Genomic DNA, 15,174 nt, shown 5'->3' with positions numbered 1-15,174 from the left:
GGATTGGTTCCGGCGCCCTGCGCTCTGCCTGCGGGGCGATGGGACTGGCTGGTGGGAGATTCGCCCAGAACCTCCCGCCAGCCAGCCGCTTATTGTGTCGCCAGGCTCAAATCCGCACGCGGGGTCCACTTTTCGGGCTGCTTGCCCGATTTGGGCGCGGCCACGAACAGCCGTTCCACCGGCAGCTTTTGCGCCACCAGGTACGCGCGGATCGCCTGGCCGCGCTGCGTGGCCAGCTCGGCGGCCATGGCCTCGGTGGCGGGTTGGTGGGCCAGCAGCAGGGCTTCCATCTCGGGCACCGTGAGGTCCTTGGCCAGGCCGACCAGGTTGCGCGGCTTGGGGATGTCGGCGCGGCGGTACACCTCCTTGAGCAGGGCGGGGTACTCGGCGGCCGAAACGGGGGCGGTATCCGCCGGGTTGGCGCGGCGTTTTTCGGCCAGCACCAGCTGCTGCAGGTGCTCGCGCTGCAGGCCTTCGCGTTCGTCCGGCAGGCTAGCCGTGCCGGTCACGGTGATCTTGAGCGCGGGCCGATCGGCCAGGGCCTTGGCCACCTTGTCCAGGCTCTGCTGCGCCTCGGGCGTCAGGGTGGCGCTGCCGGGGGCAAAGGGCACATGGTTCATCTCCTCGCCCCCGCCAAAGGCGCTGGCCAGCAGGCTGAAGGGCGAGGTCAGCGCCTTGCCGATGAGGTTGATGATGATCTTGAAGATCACCGGGCCGATGCGGAACTGCGGGTCGTTGAGCGAGCCGCTGATGGGCAGGTCCAGGTCAATCACGCCCTGACGGTCGGCCAGCAGGGCCACGGCCAGCTTCACGGGCAGGCTGTTGGGCGCGCCCTCCACAGGTTCGCCAAAGGTCAGCTGGTTCAGCACCAGCCGGTTGCTGGCGGTGAGCTGGCCATTGGGCAGCACCTTGTAGTTCACGTCCATGCTGAGCTTGCCGCGCTCGATGCCGTGGCCCGCGTACTTGACGGAATAGGGCGTGAGCGGGGGCAGCTCCAGATCGCGCACCTTGCCGGTGATGTCGAGCGCCAGGGGTTTGGCCAGCGGGTTGAGCTTGCCGGTGACTTCCAGCGACGCCGAGCCTTCGGCGCGGCCGCGCAGCTCCAGGTCCGCCAGCGCAGGCTCTCCACCCGAGGCTTCGGACGAGAACGCGCTGAGCTTGCCGGTCAGCTCCGAGAGGTCGGCCGAGTAGTTGGGCTTGATGAAAAAGTCCGAGAACAGCACCTTGCCGTTGACCAGGCTCACGGGCCCAAAGACCACCACGGGGGCCAGCGGGTCGGCCTGGGCCACTGCGGCCGTGGGGGTGGCCGCTGGCGCAGCCGATGCGGCTGTGGCGGGAGCCGGTGCGGTGGGTGCCGCTGTGCTGGCCGCAGCGCTGGCTGCGTTGGCCGCCTGGGCCTCGGCCGGGGTCTTGGCAATGTCGCTCAGGTTGATGCGGCCGGCCTCGTTGATCGTGATGCGTGCAAAGAAGTCGACCAGGCTGGTTTCCTTGACCTCCACGCGCGGCGCGGTGCCGGGGGCGGTGGCCACGGCCAGTCCGCGCAGGTTCAGGCTCTTCCAGGCCAGCAGTTCCTCGCCCACCTGGGCCTCGGTCTTGGGGGTGAAGGCGGCCGTGCTGTTGGCCCGCAGGTCTTCCACCACCGCATCGCCGCTCAGGCGCAGGCTGACTCCCTTGTCCGTCTGCGCCAGCGCCACCTGGCCCCGGTAGCCCACATCGGCGCGCAGCAGCTCCACCGACAGCTGGCTGGCGAGGTAGCCGTCCAGTGCGTGCACCGGCAGGCGCGTGGCGTCGAGCTTGCCCTGGGTGGCCAGCGGTTGCAGGGCCAGCGTGCCCTGGTAGTCGATCGTGCCGGGCACGGCCTTGTTGCCGCCCTTGCCCGGCGCGGCGGCGCGGGCGGTGAGCGTGAAGGCCTCGGGCTTGCTGCCGTCGCTGGCCAGGTTGCGTGCGGTGATGCCCAGGGCCGTCACGTCCAGCGCCACGGGGCGCGGCTGGGCGTTGTCGGCCAGGGAAACCGTGCCGCCCTGCACCGAGAAGTCGGCTACGCGCAGCTTCCAGGGCGCGGTGTTGCTGGCGGGGGCGGGGTCTGCAGTTGCGGTGGCGCTGCCTTGCGCGGCGGGGGCGGCCTTCTCCGATTTCAGCCAGCGTTCAAACATCCAGCGGCCATCTGCACCGCGCTCCACCGCCAGTTGCGGCTGGGTGATGGCCAGGCGCTCCAGCGTGGCGGTGCGTGCGTCCAGGGGCACTTCGGCGCCCGCAATCTCCAGCTTGCCCAGGCTGGCCAAGGTGGTCTTGCCTTGCTTGACGGCCAGTTGCTCCAGCGCCAGGGGGCCCGCCTTGAGGGCGACACCCGTGGCACCTGCCTGTGCGGCTGCGCCCGTGGGGGCTTGCCAGGTCACACCCACATCACCGCTGAGCTGGCCGGTCACCGTGGGCTCCAGCGCCTGGGCCAAGTAGGGCGCGGCCAGTTGCAGGGCTAGGGCGTTCAGGGTGGTGTTGACCTGGGCCTTCTGGTCCGTGGCTTCGCCGGTGAAGCTGAGCGTGCTGCCCTGCAGGTTGAGCCCGCCCTTGAAGGTGAACGGCTTGGCATTCTCTTTGGCAAACGGCAGGGCGATGTCTGCGGCCTCCAGCGCAAATTCGGTGGCCTGCAGGGCGGCGGCGGGGCGAGTGGTGGCGTCGGCCCAGCGCAGGGTGCCGCCGCGCACGGCGGCCGTGGCGACTTCGACCGCCCAGGCGGGGGCGGCTGTTTTGGCCTTGGCTTTGCCTGTGGAAGCGGGGGACGCTGGGGCGGAGGCTGTTCTGGCGCTGGCCAGCGGCGAAGATGCCGCATCGGCAGATGCGGGCACTGCAGGTGCGGTGGTCTTGTCTTTGGCGGGCGTTGCGGGCTGCGCAGGCGCCGCCAGTTGCGCCAGGTTGATCTGGCCCGCTGCATCGCGTGTGGCCGTGACCACCGGCGCCGTCAGCTCCACATGCTGCAGGCGCACGATCTGCTCCAGCGGGCGTACATCGGCCATGTCGATCTTCAGGCGCTCGTAGCTCAGCAGGTCGGCCCCTTGGCGGTCGGCCATGCGCACGCCGCTGGCTTGCACGGTGCCGCTCAGCTTCACGGCCATGCGCGGGTGCTGCTCGAAGGCCACCTTCACATCCGCATCCAGCGTGGCGCTTTGCACCTTCACGGGCAGGTTGGCGGGCAGGTAGCCCAGGTAGGGCGCCAGGTTCAGCCCATCCAACCGGATCTGCGCGTCGGCTTTGCCGGTCTGCGCAAACGGCGTGCCCTCGGCGGACGAGTCAAACCGGCTGCCGTCCAGCGTGAACGCTAGGTGGGGCTCCACCTTCACTTCGCGCTGCGAGGGCAGGGTGCTGATGAAGGGTACTTTCAGCGTCAGCGCGCGCACCTCGTGGGTCTCGCTGATGGTGTTGTCGATGAAGTCGATGCTGCCGCCCGTGAGTGCCAGGTTGTACAGCGCCAGGCGCGCGGGGCCTTGGTCGGGCTCGGGGTCGTTCTTGGGTGCGGTGACCTTGGCGATGATGTCGTCCACGTCGTAGCGGCCGTCGCCCAGGTGGGTGATGCGCAGCACCGGGTTGTCGATGGTGAAGGCGTCCACCACGGGCGCCAGGCGAAACAGCGATTGAAGCTCGCCATCGGCATAGATGCGGCCAATGGTCAGCTGCGGGGGCGCACCATTGGCGCCTGCCACCGCCACGTCACGCAGCGCAAATTCGAGGCTCCAGGGCTGGAAGTCGATGCCGCCAATGGTCACGGCGCGGCCCAGTTGCTCGGACGCAATGCGCTCCAGCGGGCCCTTGACCAGCGGCGGGATGGCGAGCCAAGTGACCAGCCAAAGAGCGATCAAGCCCGCCAGCGCGCGGACGGCGGGGCGGAACCAGCGGTGCTGGCGCAGGGTGGCAAACGAGACGGAGCGCAGGGAGATCGGCATGGCGGCAGGCAAGGGTAGGCGCCGCAGCCCCCGGGGGAGGCCCGGTCATCGCTACCCGGATGCCGGGCGGCTGCTGCGCGCGGGCGCTATTGTCCCCGTTGTCCGCCTGCCTGCGTAAGCCAATGCAACGGGCGGCTGCGGTGGCTCAAGATTGTTGACAGTAGGGCCGGGCGCTTGTCACTGGGCAAAGCCTAGTACCACCCGCCGGGTCGTTGCGCTCTTTTTCTCGATTTTGGTCACCACGATCCCGCCGATCTCCGAGGTGTTGGCCACATGCGTGCCTCCACAGGGCTGCAGGTCGATCAGCGGCGCGCCGCCTTCGCCCCCGATGCGGATGGTGCGGATGCGCCCCGTGCCCCGGGGCGGCTGCACGCTCATGCTCTTGACCAGGGCGGGGTTGGCGTCCAGTTCTTCGTCGCTGATCGAGGCCACGGTGAGCGGGTGGGCAGCGGCCACCAGGGTGGCGATGGCGGCGGTGAGCTGCTCCTTGTCCAGCGGGTCGGTCATTGCAAAGTCCAGCCGCGCGTAGTCGGGCGTGATCGAGCAGCCGTTGACCAGCTGCGGCACCACATGGCACAGCAGGTGGCTGGTGGTGTGCAGGCGCATCATGCGGTGGCGGCGCTCCCAGTCGATGCGGGCGGTGACAGTCGTACCGGGCGTGAGCTGCGCCACGCGGTCTTCTTGCCCGGGGGCAGGGACGTGGACGATGTCGCTGGTGGGGTTGCCATCGGCATCTTTGCCCTTGCGGGTGTCGGCAATGGTGATCTGCGTGCCGTCTGCCAGCACCAGCGCGCCGCTGTCACCGGCCTGGCCGCCGCCCAGGGGGTAGAACACGGTCTGGTCCAGCACGATGCCAGCATCGGTGACGGCGGTGATGTGGGCGCTGCATTCGCGCAGGTAGGCGTCTTGGCGGAAGAGGTCTTGGGTCATGGTGGCATGTTAGCGGCGGCGCTGGCCGTTTCCCAGGCATCAACAGCGCCGCTACCATGCACACATGACTTCTGCCGCATTGACTCCCTTGCCCTCCCGCTTCTGGGCCGACTTGTCCACCCGTGATTTCGCGGCGCTAAAGGCCAGCGGGCGGGTTGAAGAGGTGGTGGCCGTGCTGCCTGTGGCGGCTGTCGAGCAGCATGGGCCTCACCTGCCGCTGTCGGTGGATGCGACGCTGCTGCAGGGTGTGATCGATGCCGCGCTGCCGCAGCTGCCCGCCGAGTTGCCCGTGCTGTTTTTGCCGCCGCAGAACGTGGGCCTGAGCCCGGAGCACATCCGCTTTCCCGGCACGCTCACGCTGTCGCCCGCCACGGTGATTGCGCTGTGGACCGAGATCGGCGAGTGCGTGGCCCGCGCGGGCATCCAGAAGCTGCTGCTGTTCAACGGCCACGGCGGACAGGTGAGCGTGATGGACATCGTGGCGCGCGAGCTGCGCACGCGCTGCGACCTCATCGTCTACAGCGCCAGCTGGTTCAGCCTGCCGCTGCCCGATGCGGTGGCGGGCCAGTTCAGCGCCCAGGAGCACCGCTTTGGCATCCATGCGGGCGACATCGAGACATCGATGATGCTGCACCTGGCGCCCGCCACCGTGCAGATGGCACACGCGCAAAACTTCCGCTCCACCTCGCAGGACCGGTCGGAGCGCTATGCCATCCTGGGCAACGGCAAAAGCGCCAAGCTGGGCTGGCAGATGCAGGACTACCACCCGGCGGGTGCCGTGGGTGACGCGGCCGCAGCCACGGCCGACAAGGGGCGGGCGGTGGTGGACGCTGCAGCGCAGCAACTGGTGGCGCTGCTGCAGGAGCTGCATGCGCTGCCGCTGTCTACCCTGGCGGATGGCCCCCACTTGCGCTGAATCGGTTTGCTATATTTTTGATAGCTTCCGGCGCATGATCCACTAGCGCAAGCGGCCTGAAAGGCTCAGAAAACCGAAATATCGGTGCTCAGGCGTGCGTCACCCACTGCGCGTGCTCCAGCTCGTTCAGGTGCGGTAGCGTGTTGAAGGTCTGCAGCATCAACCGCTTGGGCGAGATGGAGAACTCCGTCACCGCGCTGTTGCGGATGCGCATGTTCAGCGCAATGGTCACCTCGGGCGCCGTGCCCAGCACCTCGCCCACGGCGGTCGAGATGGGGCCGCCGCTGCTCACCAGCAGCACGTTCTGGCCCGCATGGTGGTGGCGCACATGGTCCAGTGCGCTGCGCACACCGGCCGAAAACTCGTTCCAGCTGGGCATGCCCTGGGGGCTGATGACACCCGCCATCCACTGCGCCAGCGCGTCGCACAGGATGCGGAAGTGCGCGCGGTAGCGCTCGGGCGTGTCGGCCGGGCCCAGGGGCTGGGGGTGGATGGCGGCGATCAGTGCGTGGCTGTCGTATTCGTTGAGGCCTGGCAACTGCAGCACCTCGGGGGTGGTCTGCAGGCCCTCGGCGATGCCTTCCAGCGTTTGCGTGTGGCGGCGCAGCGTGCCGGTGATGACGGCATCAAACCCCAAGCCGCGTGCGCGCCAGTGTTCGCCCAGGCGCACTGCCTGCTGGCGGCCCAGAGCGCTGAGCTGGTCGTAATCTTCCGCGCCAAACGAGGCCTGGCCGTGGCGCACGAGGTAGAGGGTTCCCATGCGGCGGATTGTGATCAGAACCCGCCGCAGGCGTTTGTCGCAAAAGCGACCAATGCTATTAAATGTGTAGCTTTTTCGGTTGAAGCTGCAAGGGCTTCAGCCCGCCAGAACGCTGCCGAACATGGGCGCATCCACGTTGCCGCCCGTCAACGCCAGGCCCACGTGCAAACCCTGTAGCTGGTCGCGTTCCTGCAGCGCCGCCGCCAGCGCCGCCGCACCTGCGCCTTCGGCCACGTTGTGGGTGTCGGTGAACAGGGCACGCATGGCGGCGGCCACCTCGGCGTCGCTCACCTGCACGATGTGGTCGATGTGGGGCGCCATCACGGCCAGGGCCTCGGCATCGGCCACGCGGCAGGCCATGCCGTCGGCGAGCTGGGTGGTGACCGGTGCTTCGACCACATGGCCGGCGGCCAGCGAATCGGCATAGGTGGTGGCATGGCTGCTGACCACGCCGACCACGCGCACGGGGTGCTGCAGCGCAAGCTTGGCTGCGATGGCCGAGCACGCGCCCGAACCCTGGCCGATGGGCACGTACACCACGTCGAGCTGGGGCACGGCGCGCAAAAACTCCCACCAGTAGGTGCTCACGCCGCGCAGCAGGTCGGGGTGGAAGCTGGGCACCATGTGGGCGCCGCGCTGGGCCGCCAATTGAATGGCGTGTTCACGCGCTTCCTGAAAGTCGTCGCCGTGTTCGATGAGCGTGACGCCCAGCGCGCGCATGGCAGCGTTCTTCTCCACCGAGTTGCCGCGCGGCACGACGATGGTGCAGGCCACGCCGTGGCGGCGTGCGGCCCAGCCCATGCTCTGGCCGTGGTTGCCGCGTGTGGCGCTGATGACCTCAGAGGGCAGCGCGCCGCGCTGGGCGAGCTGGTCGAAGTAGGTCAGGCCGCCCCGGATCTTGAACGCGCCCACGGGCGTGTGGTTCTCGTGCTTGAGCCAGCAGTCGGTGCCCAGGCGCTGGCTGAGCAGGCCCCAGCGGTACTGGGGCGTGGCGGCGAAGTCGCGGTACACCACCTCGGCAGCGGCTTCGATGTCGGCCAGGGTGGGCAGCAGGGCGGTGGGGTCGAGGCGGGTGTTCATGCGGCGGCTTTCTTTTCAGTCAACAGTTTGAGGGCCAGCAGACCGAGCACGGTGCCCATGAAATAGCGCTGGGCGCGCATCCAGGCAGCGTTGCGGTTGAGGAATAGCGCCACGCGCGCGGCGCCCAGCACAAGCAAGGCGTTGACGGCGGCGCTGGTGCTGATCTGTACCGCGCCCAGCGTCAAGCTTTGTTGCAGCAACTGGCCGCGCTCGGGGTGCAGAAACTGGGGGAAGAACGACAGGTAGAACATGGCCACCTTGGGGTTCAACAGGTTGGTCATGAACCCCATGAGGAACAGGGTGCGCGGGCTGTCGTGCGGCAGGTTGCGCGCTTCAAAAGGCGCGGCGCCACCGGGTTTGACGGCCTGCCAGGCCATCCACAGCAAGTAGGCGGCGCCGGCGTAGCGGATGGCGTCAAACGCCAGCGGCACGGCCGCCAGCAGCGCGGTGAGGCCCAGCGCCGCCGCCAGCAGGTGCACGACAAAACCCAGCACCACGCCGGTCAGCGAGATGAGCCCGGCGCTCGGCCCCTGGGTGAGGCTGCGCGAGACGCAATACACCATGTTGGGGCCCGGCGTGAGCACCAGCACGAGCGCGGCGAGCGCGAAGAGCAGCAATTCCTGCAACGAAAACAGCATGGCGGTTTACTCCTGAGAGGTGACTGAAGTGAGGGTGACGGGGCCCCGTGGCGTGCGGAGCTGGGCAGAGAGGCTCGGCGCGGTGCCCGGCGTGACGAGGACGGAGGCGGCGACACCCACGGCGGTGCACGCGGCCTGCAATGTGGCGGCTTGCGGGTGCTGCAGTGCAAGCTGCTCCAGCTGCACGCCGCTGGCGGGCAGGCTGTCGCAGGGGTGCGCCGCGCCCCACTGGATGAGCGTGGGCAGGCAGCCGTCCATCAGGCGCAATCCGTCATCGCGCACGGTAATCTGCCACTGCAGCAGGCCATGGGGCGTGGGGCGGCTGGCGGTGATGACGGCGCCGCGATCCATGTCCAGCGCCGACAACGCGGTGCACGCGGCCGCCACGTCGGGCACGCTCGCCACCCAGTGGATGAGTTGGGGGCCGTGTTGTGCCACCTGGGCCTGCAAATTGGCGTCATCCATGTCAAACCAACGTCTTGCGCTAGTGGGTATTGCCTTGGGTGCTCCTGGGTTGATAGCAATGATCTCCAGGTAGGCGCGTGGATGCGCCGGGCTGGAGACGTTGAAGATGCGGTTGTGGGTGCCCATCAGCGGGTGTTCGCCGCCCGCCGTGGGGGTGATGCCCAGCGTGCGTTCGCACCAGGCCACACCACTGGCCAGGTCGGCTGCCAGCACGACAAGGTGGTCCACGCAGGGGGCGTGTTGGGTGGTGGACGCGGTCACAGCAGTACCTCGCCAGCCATGCAGGTGACCGAGCTGCCGCCCACCCAGATCGTGTCGCCGTCCTGCTGCACGTACACCCGCCCGGCTCGGCCCAGGCAGGTGCCCTGGGCGGCCACATACTGCGTGGGGGCCAGCCCGGCGCCGATGAGCCACTGGGCCAGCGCGGCGTTGAGGCTGCCAGTCACGGGGTCTTCGGCCAGGCCGTTGTTGCCGGGGAAGAAGGCGCGCACTTCAAAGGCGATGCCTTCGGCGTCGGTGCTGCCGATGACGCCGACTTTTCCACGCGGGCCCACGACGCCCACGTCCAGCTGGCCCAGGATGCTGGCGTCGGGCTTCAGCGCCAGCACCTGCTCGCTGCTGCGCAGCATCACCCCGCGCCAGTTGGGGCCGTTGTCGCACCAGGCGTGGTGCAGGATGTCGCTGCGTGCCACGCCCAGGCCCCGGGCAATCAGCGCCACGTCCTCTTCGGCCAGCGGGCCGCTCTTGATGAGGGGCGGCGCAGCGAAGGCCAGGCGCTCGCCATCCTGGCGCAGCGTGACCAGGCCCACGCCACATTCCTGCACCACCTGGCCCGCGACCTGGGGCTGCCCACCAGCCTTCAGCCAGGCATGGCAGCTGCCCAGTGTGGGGTGGCCTGCAAAAGGCAGTTCGCGCCCGGGGCAGAAGATGCGCACGCGGTAGTCGGCTCCGGCGGCGCGGCCTTCCGGGGTGGGGGGCAGCAGGAAGGTGGCTTCGGACAGGTTGGTCCAGTTGGTGAAGTCCTGCATGGCTTCGGTGCTGAGGCCGGAACCGTCCAGCACCACGGCCAGGGGGTTGCCACGGTAGGGCGTGGCGGTGAACACATCGACTTGCTGGAAGGGGCGTTGGTGCATGGGGCAGGTCCTTGAGAGCAAAAAAAGCAGTGAAGCAGGGTGGGCCGGGCACGCCGGGGGCTCACCGGGGTGTGGCCCGGTGTACAAACAGGTGGTAGTGGCTCGGTGCCCTGGCGGGGCCGAGGGGGCAATCAGCCGCTGGGGCGTGGTGCAGTGCGGTGCGGGGTCATAGCAGCACCGTGCCTTCGATGCAGGTGACGGCACGGCCGCCCACCCACAGCTGGTGGTCATCGTCCTGGCGGATGTGCACGCGGCCCGCGCGGCCCAGGCATTCGCCCTGGGCCACCAGGTAGCTGCGGGGGGCCAGGCCATCGGCAATCAGCCATTCGGCCAGGCTCGCGTTGAGGGTGCCCGTCACCGGGTCTTCAGGGTTGCCCATGGGGGCGGCAAACGCGCGCACCACCACGCCGGGCTGGGTGGTGTTGCTGGCGGCAGGGCCCACATGGATCACGCCCACGTCCTGGCCCAGGTCCTTCAGGCGGGCGTGGTCGGGGTGCAGGCCCAGCACCGTGTCGGCGCTGTCGAGCAGCAGGCCCAGCCACACGGGGCCGTTGTCCAGCATCTGCGCGCCCAGAATCTGCTGCGGGCGCAGGCCCAGGGCACTGGCGATCAGCGGCACCAGCGCCGGGCTGGGGGCGCTGCGCTTGAGCGGGGGCGCTGCAAACGCCAAGGTGTCGCCGCTCAGGGCAATGCGCACCAAGCCCAGCGCGCATTCCTGGATCACCATGCCGTCCTGCTGGGGGCGGTGGCCCGCCTGCAGCCAGGCCTGGCAGGTGCCCAGCGTGGGGTGGCCCGCAAACGGCAGCTCGCCATTGGGGCTGAAGATGCGCAGGCGGTAGTCGGCCCCGGCCGCGCGCCCGGCGTCGGTGGGCGGCATCAGAAAGGTGGTTTCCGACAGGTTGGTCCAGGCCGCAAAGCGGCGCATGTCGCTGTCGCTCAGGCCGTCGGCATCCAGCACCACGGCCACGGGGTTGCCGTAGCCGGGGCGGTCGCTGAACACGTCGATCTGCTTGAAGGGGCGCTGGTGCATGGTGAGGCTCACGCAAGGGGCTGATCCAACACGCCCCGGGCGCCGGGGCGGGTGCTGACCGTGTTGTACCACCGCTCCAGATGGGGGTGTGCGGGGCGATCTTGCGGCAGGCCCCACCAGCGGTGGATCTCGCAGCCCACCGGGATGTCGGCCATGGTGAAACGCTCCCCCGCCATGAAGGGCTGGCGCGCCAGGTGGGCATCGAGCATCGCCATCAGCGGCTCGGTCAGTGCGACCGATGCGGCGATGAGCGCTTCGTTGCGCTGTGCGGCGGGGGTACGGATCCACTGGAGGAAGGCGTCGCGCCCGGCCGGGTTCAGCGTGGTCTGCTGCCAGTCCATCCACTGCTCGGCCACAAAGCGCGTGGGCAGGTCTTCGGGGTACAGATTACCCAGCGAGTGCCTTGCGCACAGGTAGCGCACGATGGCGTTGGACTCCCACAGGGTCACGCCCGTGTCCTCGTCCTCGATCAGCGGCACCAGGCCATTGGGGTTGAGGCCCAGGTAGCGTGCCTCGCGCACGATGCCGTACTGGCCGCCCGCATCGGTGCGTTGCACCGACGGGAGGCCCAGCTCCTGGACGGCCCACACGACCTTGCGCACGTTGATCGACGACAGGCGACCCCAGAGCCTCAGCATGGTGAATCAGCCCTTGCTCTCGCGGATGGCAGCCGCCAGCGCCGCGATGCCGGTGGCGATCTGCTCGACGGTGGAGGTCACGAACGACAGGCGCAGGGTGCGGTGGTCGGCGTTGTCGGCATAGAAGGCAGCGCCGGGCACAAAGGCCACATTGCGTTCCACGGCCTTGGGCAGCAGTTCAATGGCGCTCATGCCTTCGGGCAGGCGCACCCACAGGAACATGCCGCCGTCGGGGCGGTTCCAGTGCACGTCCAGGCCATGCATTTCCTTGTCGAGTGCGGCCAGCATGGCCTCGCACTGCTGCTTGTACAGCGCGCGGATGATGGGCACGTGGCGGTCCAGGAATTCGTCCTTCATCACTTCGGCCACCAGTCGCTGGTTGTAGCCGGGTGTGTGCAGGTCGGCCGCCTGCTTGGCCTGCAGCAGCTTGGGGTACACGGCCTTGGGCGCCACGATGTAGCCCAGGCGGAGTCCGGGGGCCAGCACCTTGGAGAATGAGCCCATGTAGATGCAGCCCTCGGGGTTGCGGGCTGTGAGCGGGGCCGGTGGCGGTGCGTCGAACCACAGGTCGCCATAGGGGTTGTCTTCCACCAGGGGCAGGTTCAGCTCGGCGGCGGCGGCCACCAACTCTGCGCGGCGCGCATCGCTCATGGTGCGGCCTGTGGGGTTCTGGAAGTTGGGCAGCACGTACAGGAATCGCGCCTTGTCCGCGCCCGTACCCACCTTGGCACGCAGGTCGTCGATCAGCACGCCTTCATCATCGCTGGCCACGGACACCACGTTGGGCTCCATGGGTGCGAAGGCCTGCAGGGCGCCCAGGTAGGTGGGCGTTTCCACCAGAACGCGGCTGTTTTCGTCGATGAGGATCTTGGCGATGAGGTCCAGCGCCTGCTGCGAGCCGGTGGTGATGAGGATCTGGTCGGCATCCACGTCCCAGGGCAGGAAGTCGGCAATCGCCTGGCGCAGCGGGCCATAGCCTTCGCTGGCGGCGTACTGCAGGGCGCCGGGGCCGTCATTGACCAGCACGGCGGCAGAAGCGGCGGCAAACGCGGACACCGGAAAGGTCTTGGGCGACGGCAGGCCGCCCGCCAGGCTGATGATGCCGGGCTTCTCGGTAACCTTCAGGATTTCGCGGATGACCGAGGGGTTCATGCGCTCGGCACGGCGTGCCAGGGTCCAGGTACTCTGGGTGGGAAGGTCGTTCAGTTTCACTCTCGTCTCCAGCAGGCGGCTTCCAGGGCCGCTACGGTTGCAAAGTTGTCGTCAAAAAATGGGGGTGCAGCAGCCTCTGCAGATGCTGTTTCAGTCCACGATGAACAGGGTGGCACCCTGGGGCGAAGTGGACCGGTGCGGTTCTGCATTGTCCGCCACCTGGTAAGTCATGCCGGGTGTCAGGGTGTACTGGCGGCCGTCGGCAAGTTCGGTGTGCAGCTCGCCGCTCAGGCACAAGAGTACATGGCCCTTGGTGCACCAGTGGTCCGATACGTAGCCGGGTGTGTACTCCACCATGCGCACGCGCACCTCGCCGAATGTCTGGGTGCGCCAGAAGGCCTGGCCCGCTTCGGCGCTTTTTTCCTCGCGCGGAATGCTGGCCCAGTCGGTGGTGGCAAAGGGAATGTTCTGCAAATGCATGGTTTCAGTCCTTGATCGACACCACGGCCTCGATCTCGACCGCGAAGCCGCGCGGCAGAGAGCCGACACCCACGGCCGAGCGCGCGTGCCGCCCCACATCACCAAACACCTCCACCAGCAGGTCGGAGCAGCCGTTGATGACCTCGGTGTGCTGCATGAAGTCGGGCACCGCATTCACCATGCCCAGCAGCTTGACCACGCGGCGCACGCGCGACAAGTCTCCGAGGGCTGCCTGCATCGTGGCAATCAGGTGCAGGCCTACGTCGCGGGCGTGCTGGCGAGCCTCGTCCGTGCTGATCTCGCGGCCCACCTTGGGTACCACTGCCATGTCGTTGCGCAGGGGCGATCCCTTGCCCGACAGGTACAGCGTGTGGCCGTCCAGCACATAGGCATCGAAGTTGCCGCGTGGGGTGGACACGGTGGGCAGCACCAGGCCCAGCTGTTGCAGTCGCTGCTCCGGGGTGATGGCACTCATGCGGGGGCTCCTTGTTGTTGAATGGGCATCCGTTTGCCCACGAAGACGGTGGCGATCACGGCCACGGCAAACACCAGGGTGACGGTATCAAGGTGTTCACCCAGCAGCGGCACGGCAAACAGCAGGCTCAAAAAGGGCTGGATGAGCTGGATCTGGCTGACCCGCACGGCCCCCAGCGCCAGTGCGCGGTACCACGCAAAGAAGCCGATCCACATCGAGAACAGCGCCACGTACAGGAAGCCCGCCCAGCTCATCGCGCCAATGCTCGAGGGCATGGCGGGCGCAAACCACCAGGCCACGGGCAGCGTGAGTGGCAGGCTGCACACCAGCACCCAGCAGATGACCTGCTCGGCCCCCAGCCGGGGCGTGAGGCGGGCGCCGCCGATGTAGCCCAAAGCGCCCGTGGTCATGGCAATCAGCAGGTAGACGTTGGCCGCCCCCAGGTACAGCCCGCCCGCACGCCACACCATGAAGCCCAGCACCAGCCCGCTGCCCAGCACTGCACAGGCCCAGAAGCCTGCCGAGGGCCGCTGCCGGTACCACAGTGCACCCAGCAGGGCGGTGGACAGCGGCAGCAGGGCCGTGACCACGGCGCCGTGGGTGCTGGGCACATGGCGCAATGCCAGCGCCAGGAACAGCGGGAAGCCGACGATCACGCCGAACGCTGTGATGCCCAGCAGCGGCCACTCGGCGCGCACCGGCAGGTTCAGGCGCCCCTGACCGCGTTGCCACAGCAGGTAGCCGATGGACAGCAGCCCCGCCACGGCGGCACGCCCGAACGTGACGAACCAGGGGGACAACTGGGGCGCATCGGTGGAGCCCACGGCCAGCCGCGTCATGGGCAAGGTGGCCGCAAACAGCGTGATGCCGACCAGGCCCCAGAGCAGGGCTTCTTTTTCCTGTGTGCGGTTCATAGAGTGAGCATCCAGTACGCCGTAAGCACCAGCACGAGTGCCAGCGCGCGGTTGAACCACAGCAGCCGGGTGCCCTGCGCCAGCCACTGGCGCAGCAGCGAACCCACCAGCGCATAGACAAAGTTGCTGGTGAAGGCAAACACCATCATCACGCCGCAGATGATGGCCAGGCGCTCCCCGGGGTTGGAGGCAGGCTGCCCGGCGGCGTTGACCACCCAGCCCGCGCTGAGCGTGAGGGCCAGCATCCAGGCCTTGATGTTGACGAACTGCAGGCCCACGCCCTGCCAGAAGGTCACGGTTAGGCGTGAAGTGTCGATGGCCGTCATCTGGCCGGCGCGGCTGAGCTTGAACGCCAGCCACAGCATGTAGGCCACGCCCAGCAGCGTGACCGCCCAGCGCAAGGCGGGCACGCCGGTGATGAGGGCTCCCAGGCCCAGGCCGCTGCCCAGCATGAGCAGCGTCCAGCCCGCTGGGACGGCGAGGCAGAAGCGCAGCGCGCGTTTGAGGCCCAGGTTGGCCGCGAGCGCGGTGGACAGGGTGGTGTTGGGCCCCGGCGAAAAGCTCATGGCGGTGCAAAACAGCAGCAGGGCGGTGAGTTCGGCGACGCTCATGGGGAATGGCAGGGGGT

The 15,174-nt window shown here is 68.4% G+C and carries 15 protein-coding genes; 1 reads left to right on the top strand and 14 read right to left on the bottom strand.

The features are described 5' to 3' along the window. Positions 1 to 89: 89 nt before the first annotated feature. Positions 90 to 3,935: a DUF748 domain-containing protein gene (locus ACOYR4_RS20520; protein ID WP_422847873.1), complete on the bottom strand. Its 3,846-nt coding sequence runs from the start codon at positions 3,933 to 3,935 to the stop codon at positions 90 to 92. 177 nt (positions 3,936 to 4,112) lie between these two features. Next, positions 4,113 to 4,865, bottom strand: coding sequence for an alanyl-tRNA editing protein (locus ACOYR4_RS20515; protein ID WP_343735614.1), 753 nt, complete (start codon positions 4,863 to 4,865; stop codon positions 4,113 to 4,115). 64 nt (positions 4,866 to 4,929) lie between these two features. On the opposite strand from ACOYR4_RS20515, the gene ACOYR4_RS20510 reads away from it, so the two are divergent. Continuing rightward, positions 4,930 to 5,781: a creatininase family protein gene (locus tag ACOYR4_RS20510; RefSeq protein ID WP_343735613.1), complete on the top strand. Its 852-nt coding sequence runs from the start codon at positions 4,930 to 4,932 to the stop codon at positions 5,779 to 5,781. Between the two features lie 88 nt (positions 5,782 to 5,869). On the opposite strand, the gene ACOYR4_RS20505 is transcribed toward ACOYR4_RS20510, so the two are convergent. The 12 genes from ACOYR4_RS20505 to ACOYR4_RS20450 all read right to left on the bottom strand — a co-directional run bounded on the left by ACOYR4_RS20505 (position 5,870) and on the right by ACOYR4_RS20450 (position 15,157). After that, positions 5,870 to 6,541: a histidine phosphatase family protein gene (locus tag ACOYR4_RS20505; protein ID WP_099729160.1), complete on the bottom strand. Its 672-nt coding sequence runs from the start codon at positions 6,539 to 6,541 to the stop codon at positions 5,870 to 5,872. 96 nt (positions 6,542 to 6,637) lie between these two features. After that, positions 6,638 to 7,621 (bottom strand): threonine dehydratase, encoded by a 984-nt coding sequence (locus tag ACOYR4_RS20500; protein ID WP_343735612.1) that lies wholly within the window; start codon positions 7,619 to 7,621, stop codon positions 6,638 to 6,640. Beyond that, positions 7,618 to 8,259, bottom strand: a complete 642-nt coding sequence (locus ACOYR4_RS20495) for a LysE family translocator (protein ID WP_110961846.1) — start codon at positions 8,257 to 8,259, stop codon at positions 7,618 to 7,620. The genes ACOYR4_RS20500 and ACOYR4_RS20495 overlap by 4 nt, the downstream gene beginning before the upstream one ends. 6 nt (positions 8,260 to 8,265) lie before the next feature. Continuing rightward, a complete protein-coding gene (locus tag ACOYR4_RS20490; protein ID WP_422847872.1) occupies positions 8,266 to 8,985 on the bottom strand; it encodes a VOC family protein in 720 nt (239 codons plus the stop codon). After that, positions 8,982 to 9,857 (bottom strand): PhzF family phenazine biosynthesis protein, encoded by an 876-nt coding sequence (locus ACOYR4_RS20485; RefSeq protein ID WP_422847871.1) that lies wholly within the window; start codon positions 9,855 to 9,857, stop codon positions 8,982 to 8,984. Before ACOYR4_RS20485 ends, ACOYR4_RS20490 begins: the two co-directional genes overlap by 4 nt. A gap of 166 nt (positions 9,858 to 10,023) precedes the next feature. Next, complete coding sequence (locus tag ACOYR4_RS20480; RefSeq protein ID WP_422847870.1) at positions 10,024 to 10,887, bottom strand: PhzF family phenazine biosynthesis protein; 864 nt, start codon at positions 10,885 to 10,887, stop codon at positions 10,024 to 10,026. A gap of 8 nt (positions 10,888 to 10,895) precedes the next feature. Continuing rightward, the gene (locus ACOYR4_RS20475) at positions 10,896 to 11,525 is read right to left on the bottom strand and encodes a glutathione S-transferase (protein ID WP_343735609.1); all 630 of its coding nucleotides are present in this window, start codon (positions 11,523 to 11,525) and stop codon (positions 10,896 to 10,898) included. Between the two features lie 6 nt (positions 11,526 to 11,531). Continuing rightward, positions 11,532 to 12,737: a PLP-dependent aminotransferase family protein gene (locus tag ACOYR4_RS20470; RefSeq protein ID WP_422847869.1), complete on the bottom strand. Its 1,206-nt coding sequence runs from the start codon at positions 12,735 to 12,737 to the stop codon at positions 11,532 to 11,534. Positions 12,738 to 12,827: 90 nt separating this feature from the next. Next, positions 12,828 to 13,157 (bottom strand): DHCW motif cupin fold protein, encoded by a 330-nt coding sequence (locus tag ACOYR4_RS20465; protein WP_422847868.1) that lies wholly within the window; start codon positions 13,155 to 13,157, stop codon positions 12,828 to 12,830. 4 nt (positions 13,158 to 13,161) lie between these two features. Further along, positions 13,162 to 13,632, bottom strand: coding sequence for a RidA family protein (locus ACOYR4_RS20460; protein WP_422847867.1), 471 nt, complete (start codon positions 13,630 to 13,632; stop codon positions 13,162 to 13,164). After that, positions 13,629 to 14,546: a DMT family transporter gene (locus ACOYR4_RS20455; RefSeq protein WP_422847866.1), complete on the bottom strand. Its 918-nt coding sequence runs from the start codon at positions 14,544 to 14,546 to the stop codon at positions 13,629 to 13,631. Before ACOYR4_RS20455 ends, ACOYR4_RS20460 begins: the two co-directional genes overlap by 4 nt. Then, positions 14,543 to 15,157, bottom strand: coding sequence for a LysE family translocator (locus ACOYR4_RS20450; protein ID WP_422847865.1), 615 nt, complete (start codon positions 15,155 to 15,157; stop codon positions 14,543 to 14,545). The genes ACOYR4_RS20455 and ACOYR4_RS20450 overlap by 4 nt, the downstream gene beginning before the upstream one ends. Positions 15,158 to 15,174: the final 17 nt, after the last annotated feature.

The sequence above is a fragment of the Acidovorax sp. M14 genome, assembly GCF_049331375.1.
Taxonomy (GTDB): Bacteria; Pseudomonadota; Gammaproteobacteria; order Burkholderiales; family Burkholderiaceae_C; genus Acidovorax.
Note: the sequence above shows the minus strand (reverse complement) of the source record. Positions and strands in the feature narration are given on the sequence as shown.

Coding starts and splice junctions, on each gene's coding strand:
- ACOYR4_RS20485 (WP_422847871.1), bottom strand. CDS start 9,857: ATGCACCAACGCCCCTTCCAGCAAGTCGATGTGTTCACCGCCACGCCC.
- ACOYR4_RS20475 (WP_343735609.1), bottom strand. CDS start 11,525: ATGCTGAGGCTCTGGGGTCGCCTGTCGTCGATCAACGTGCGCAAGGTC.
- ACOYR4_RS20520 (WP_422847873.1), bottom strand. CDS start 3,935: ATGCCGATCTCCCTGCGCTCCGTCTCGTTTGCCACCCTGCGCCAGCAC.
- ACOYR4_RS20515 (WP_343735614.1), bottom strand. CDS start 4,865: ATGACCCAAGACCTCTTCCGCCAAGACGCCTACCTGCGCGAATGCAGC.
- ACOYR4_RS20500 (WP_343735612.1), bottom strand. CDS start 7,621: ATGAACACCCGCCTCGACCCCACCGCCCTGCTGCCCACCCTGGCCGAC.
- ACOYR4_RS20465 (WP_422847868.1), bottom strand. CDS start 13,157: ATGCATTTGCAGAACATTCCCTTTGCCACCACCGACTGGGCCAGCATT.
- ACOYR4_RS20505 (WP_099729160.1), bottom strand. CDS start 6,541: ATGGGAACCCTCTACCTCGTGCGCCACGGCCAGGCCTCGTTTGGCGCG.
- ACOYR4_RS20455 (WP_422847866.1), bottom strand. CDS start 14,546: ATGAACCGCACACAGGAAAAAGAAGCCCTGCTCTGGGGCCTGGTCGGC.
- ACOYR4_RS20495 (WP_110961846.1), bottom strand. CDS start 8,259: ATGCTGTTTTCGTTGCAGGAATTGCTGCTCTTCGCGCTCGCCGCGCTC.
- ACOYR4_RS20460 (WP_422847867.1), bottom strand. CDS start 13,632: ATGAGTGCCATCACCCCGGAGCAGCGACTGCAACAGCTGGGCCTGGTG.
- ACOYR4_RS20450 (WP_422847865.1), bottom strand. CDS start 15,157: ATGAGCGTCGCCGAACTCACCGCCCTGCTGCTGTTTTGCACCGCCATG.
- ACOYR4_RS20510 (WP_343735613.1), top strand. CDS start 4,930: ATGACTTCTGCCGCATTGACTCCCTTGCCCTCCCGCTTCTGGGCCGAC.
- ACOYR4_RS20480 (WP_422847870.1), bottom strand. CDS start 10,887: ATGCACCAGCGCCCCTTCAAGCAGATCGACGTGTTCAGCGACCGCCCC.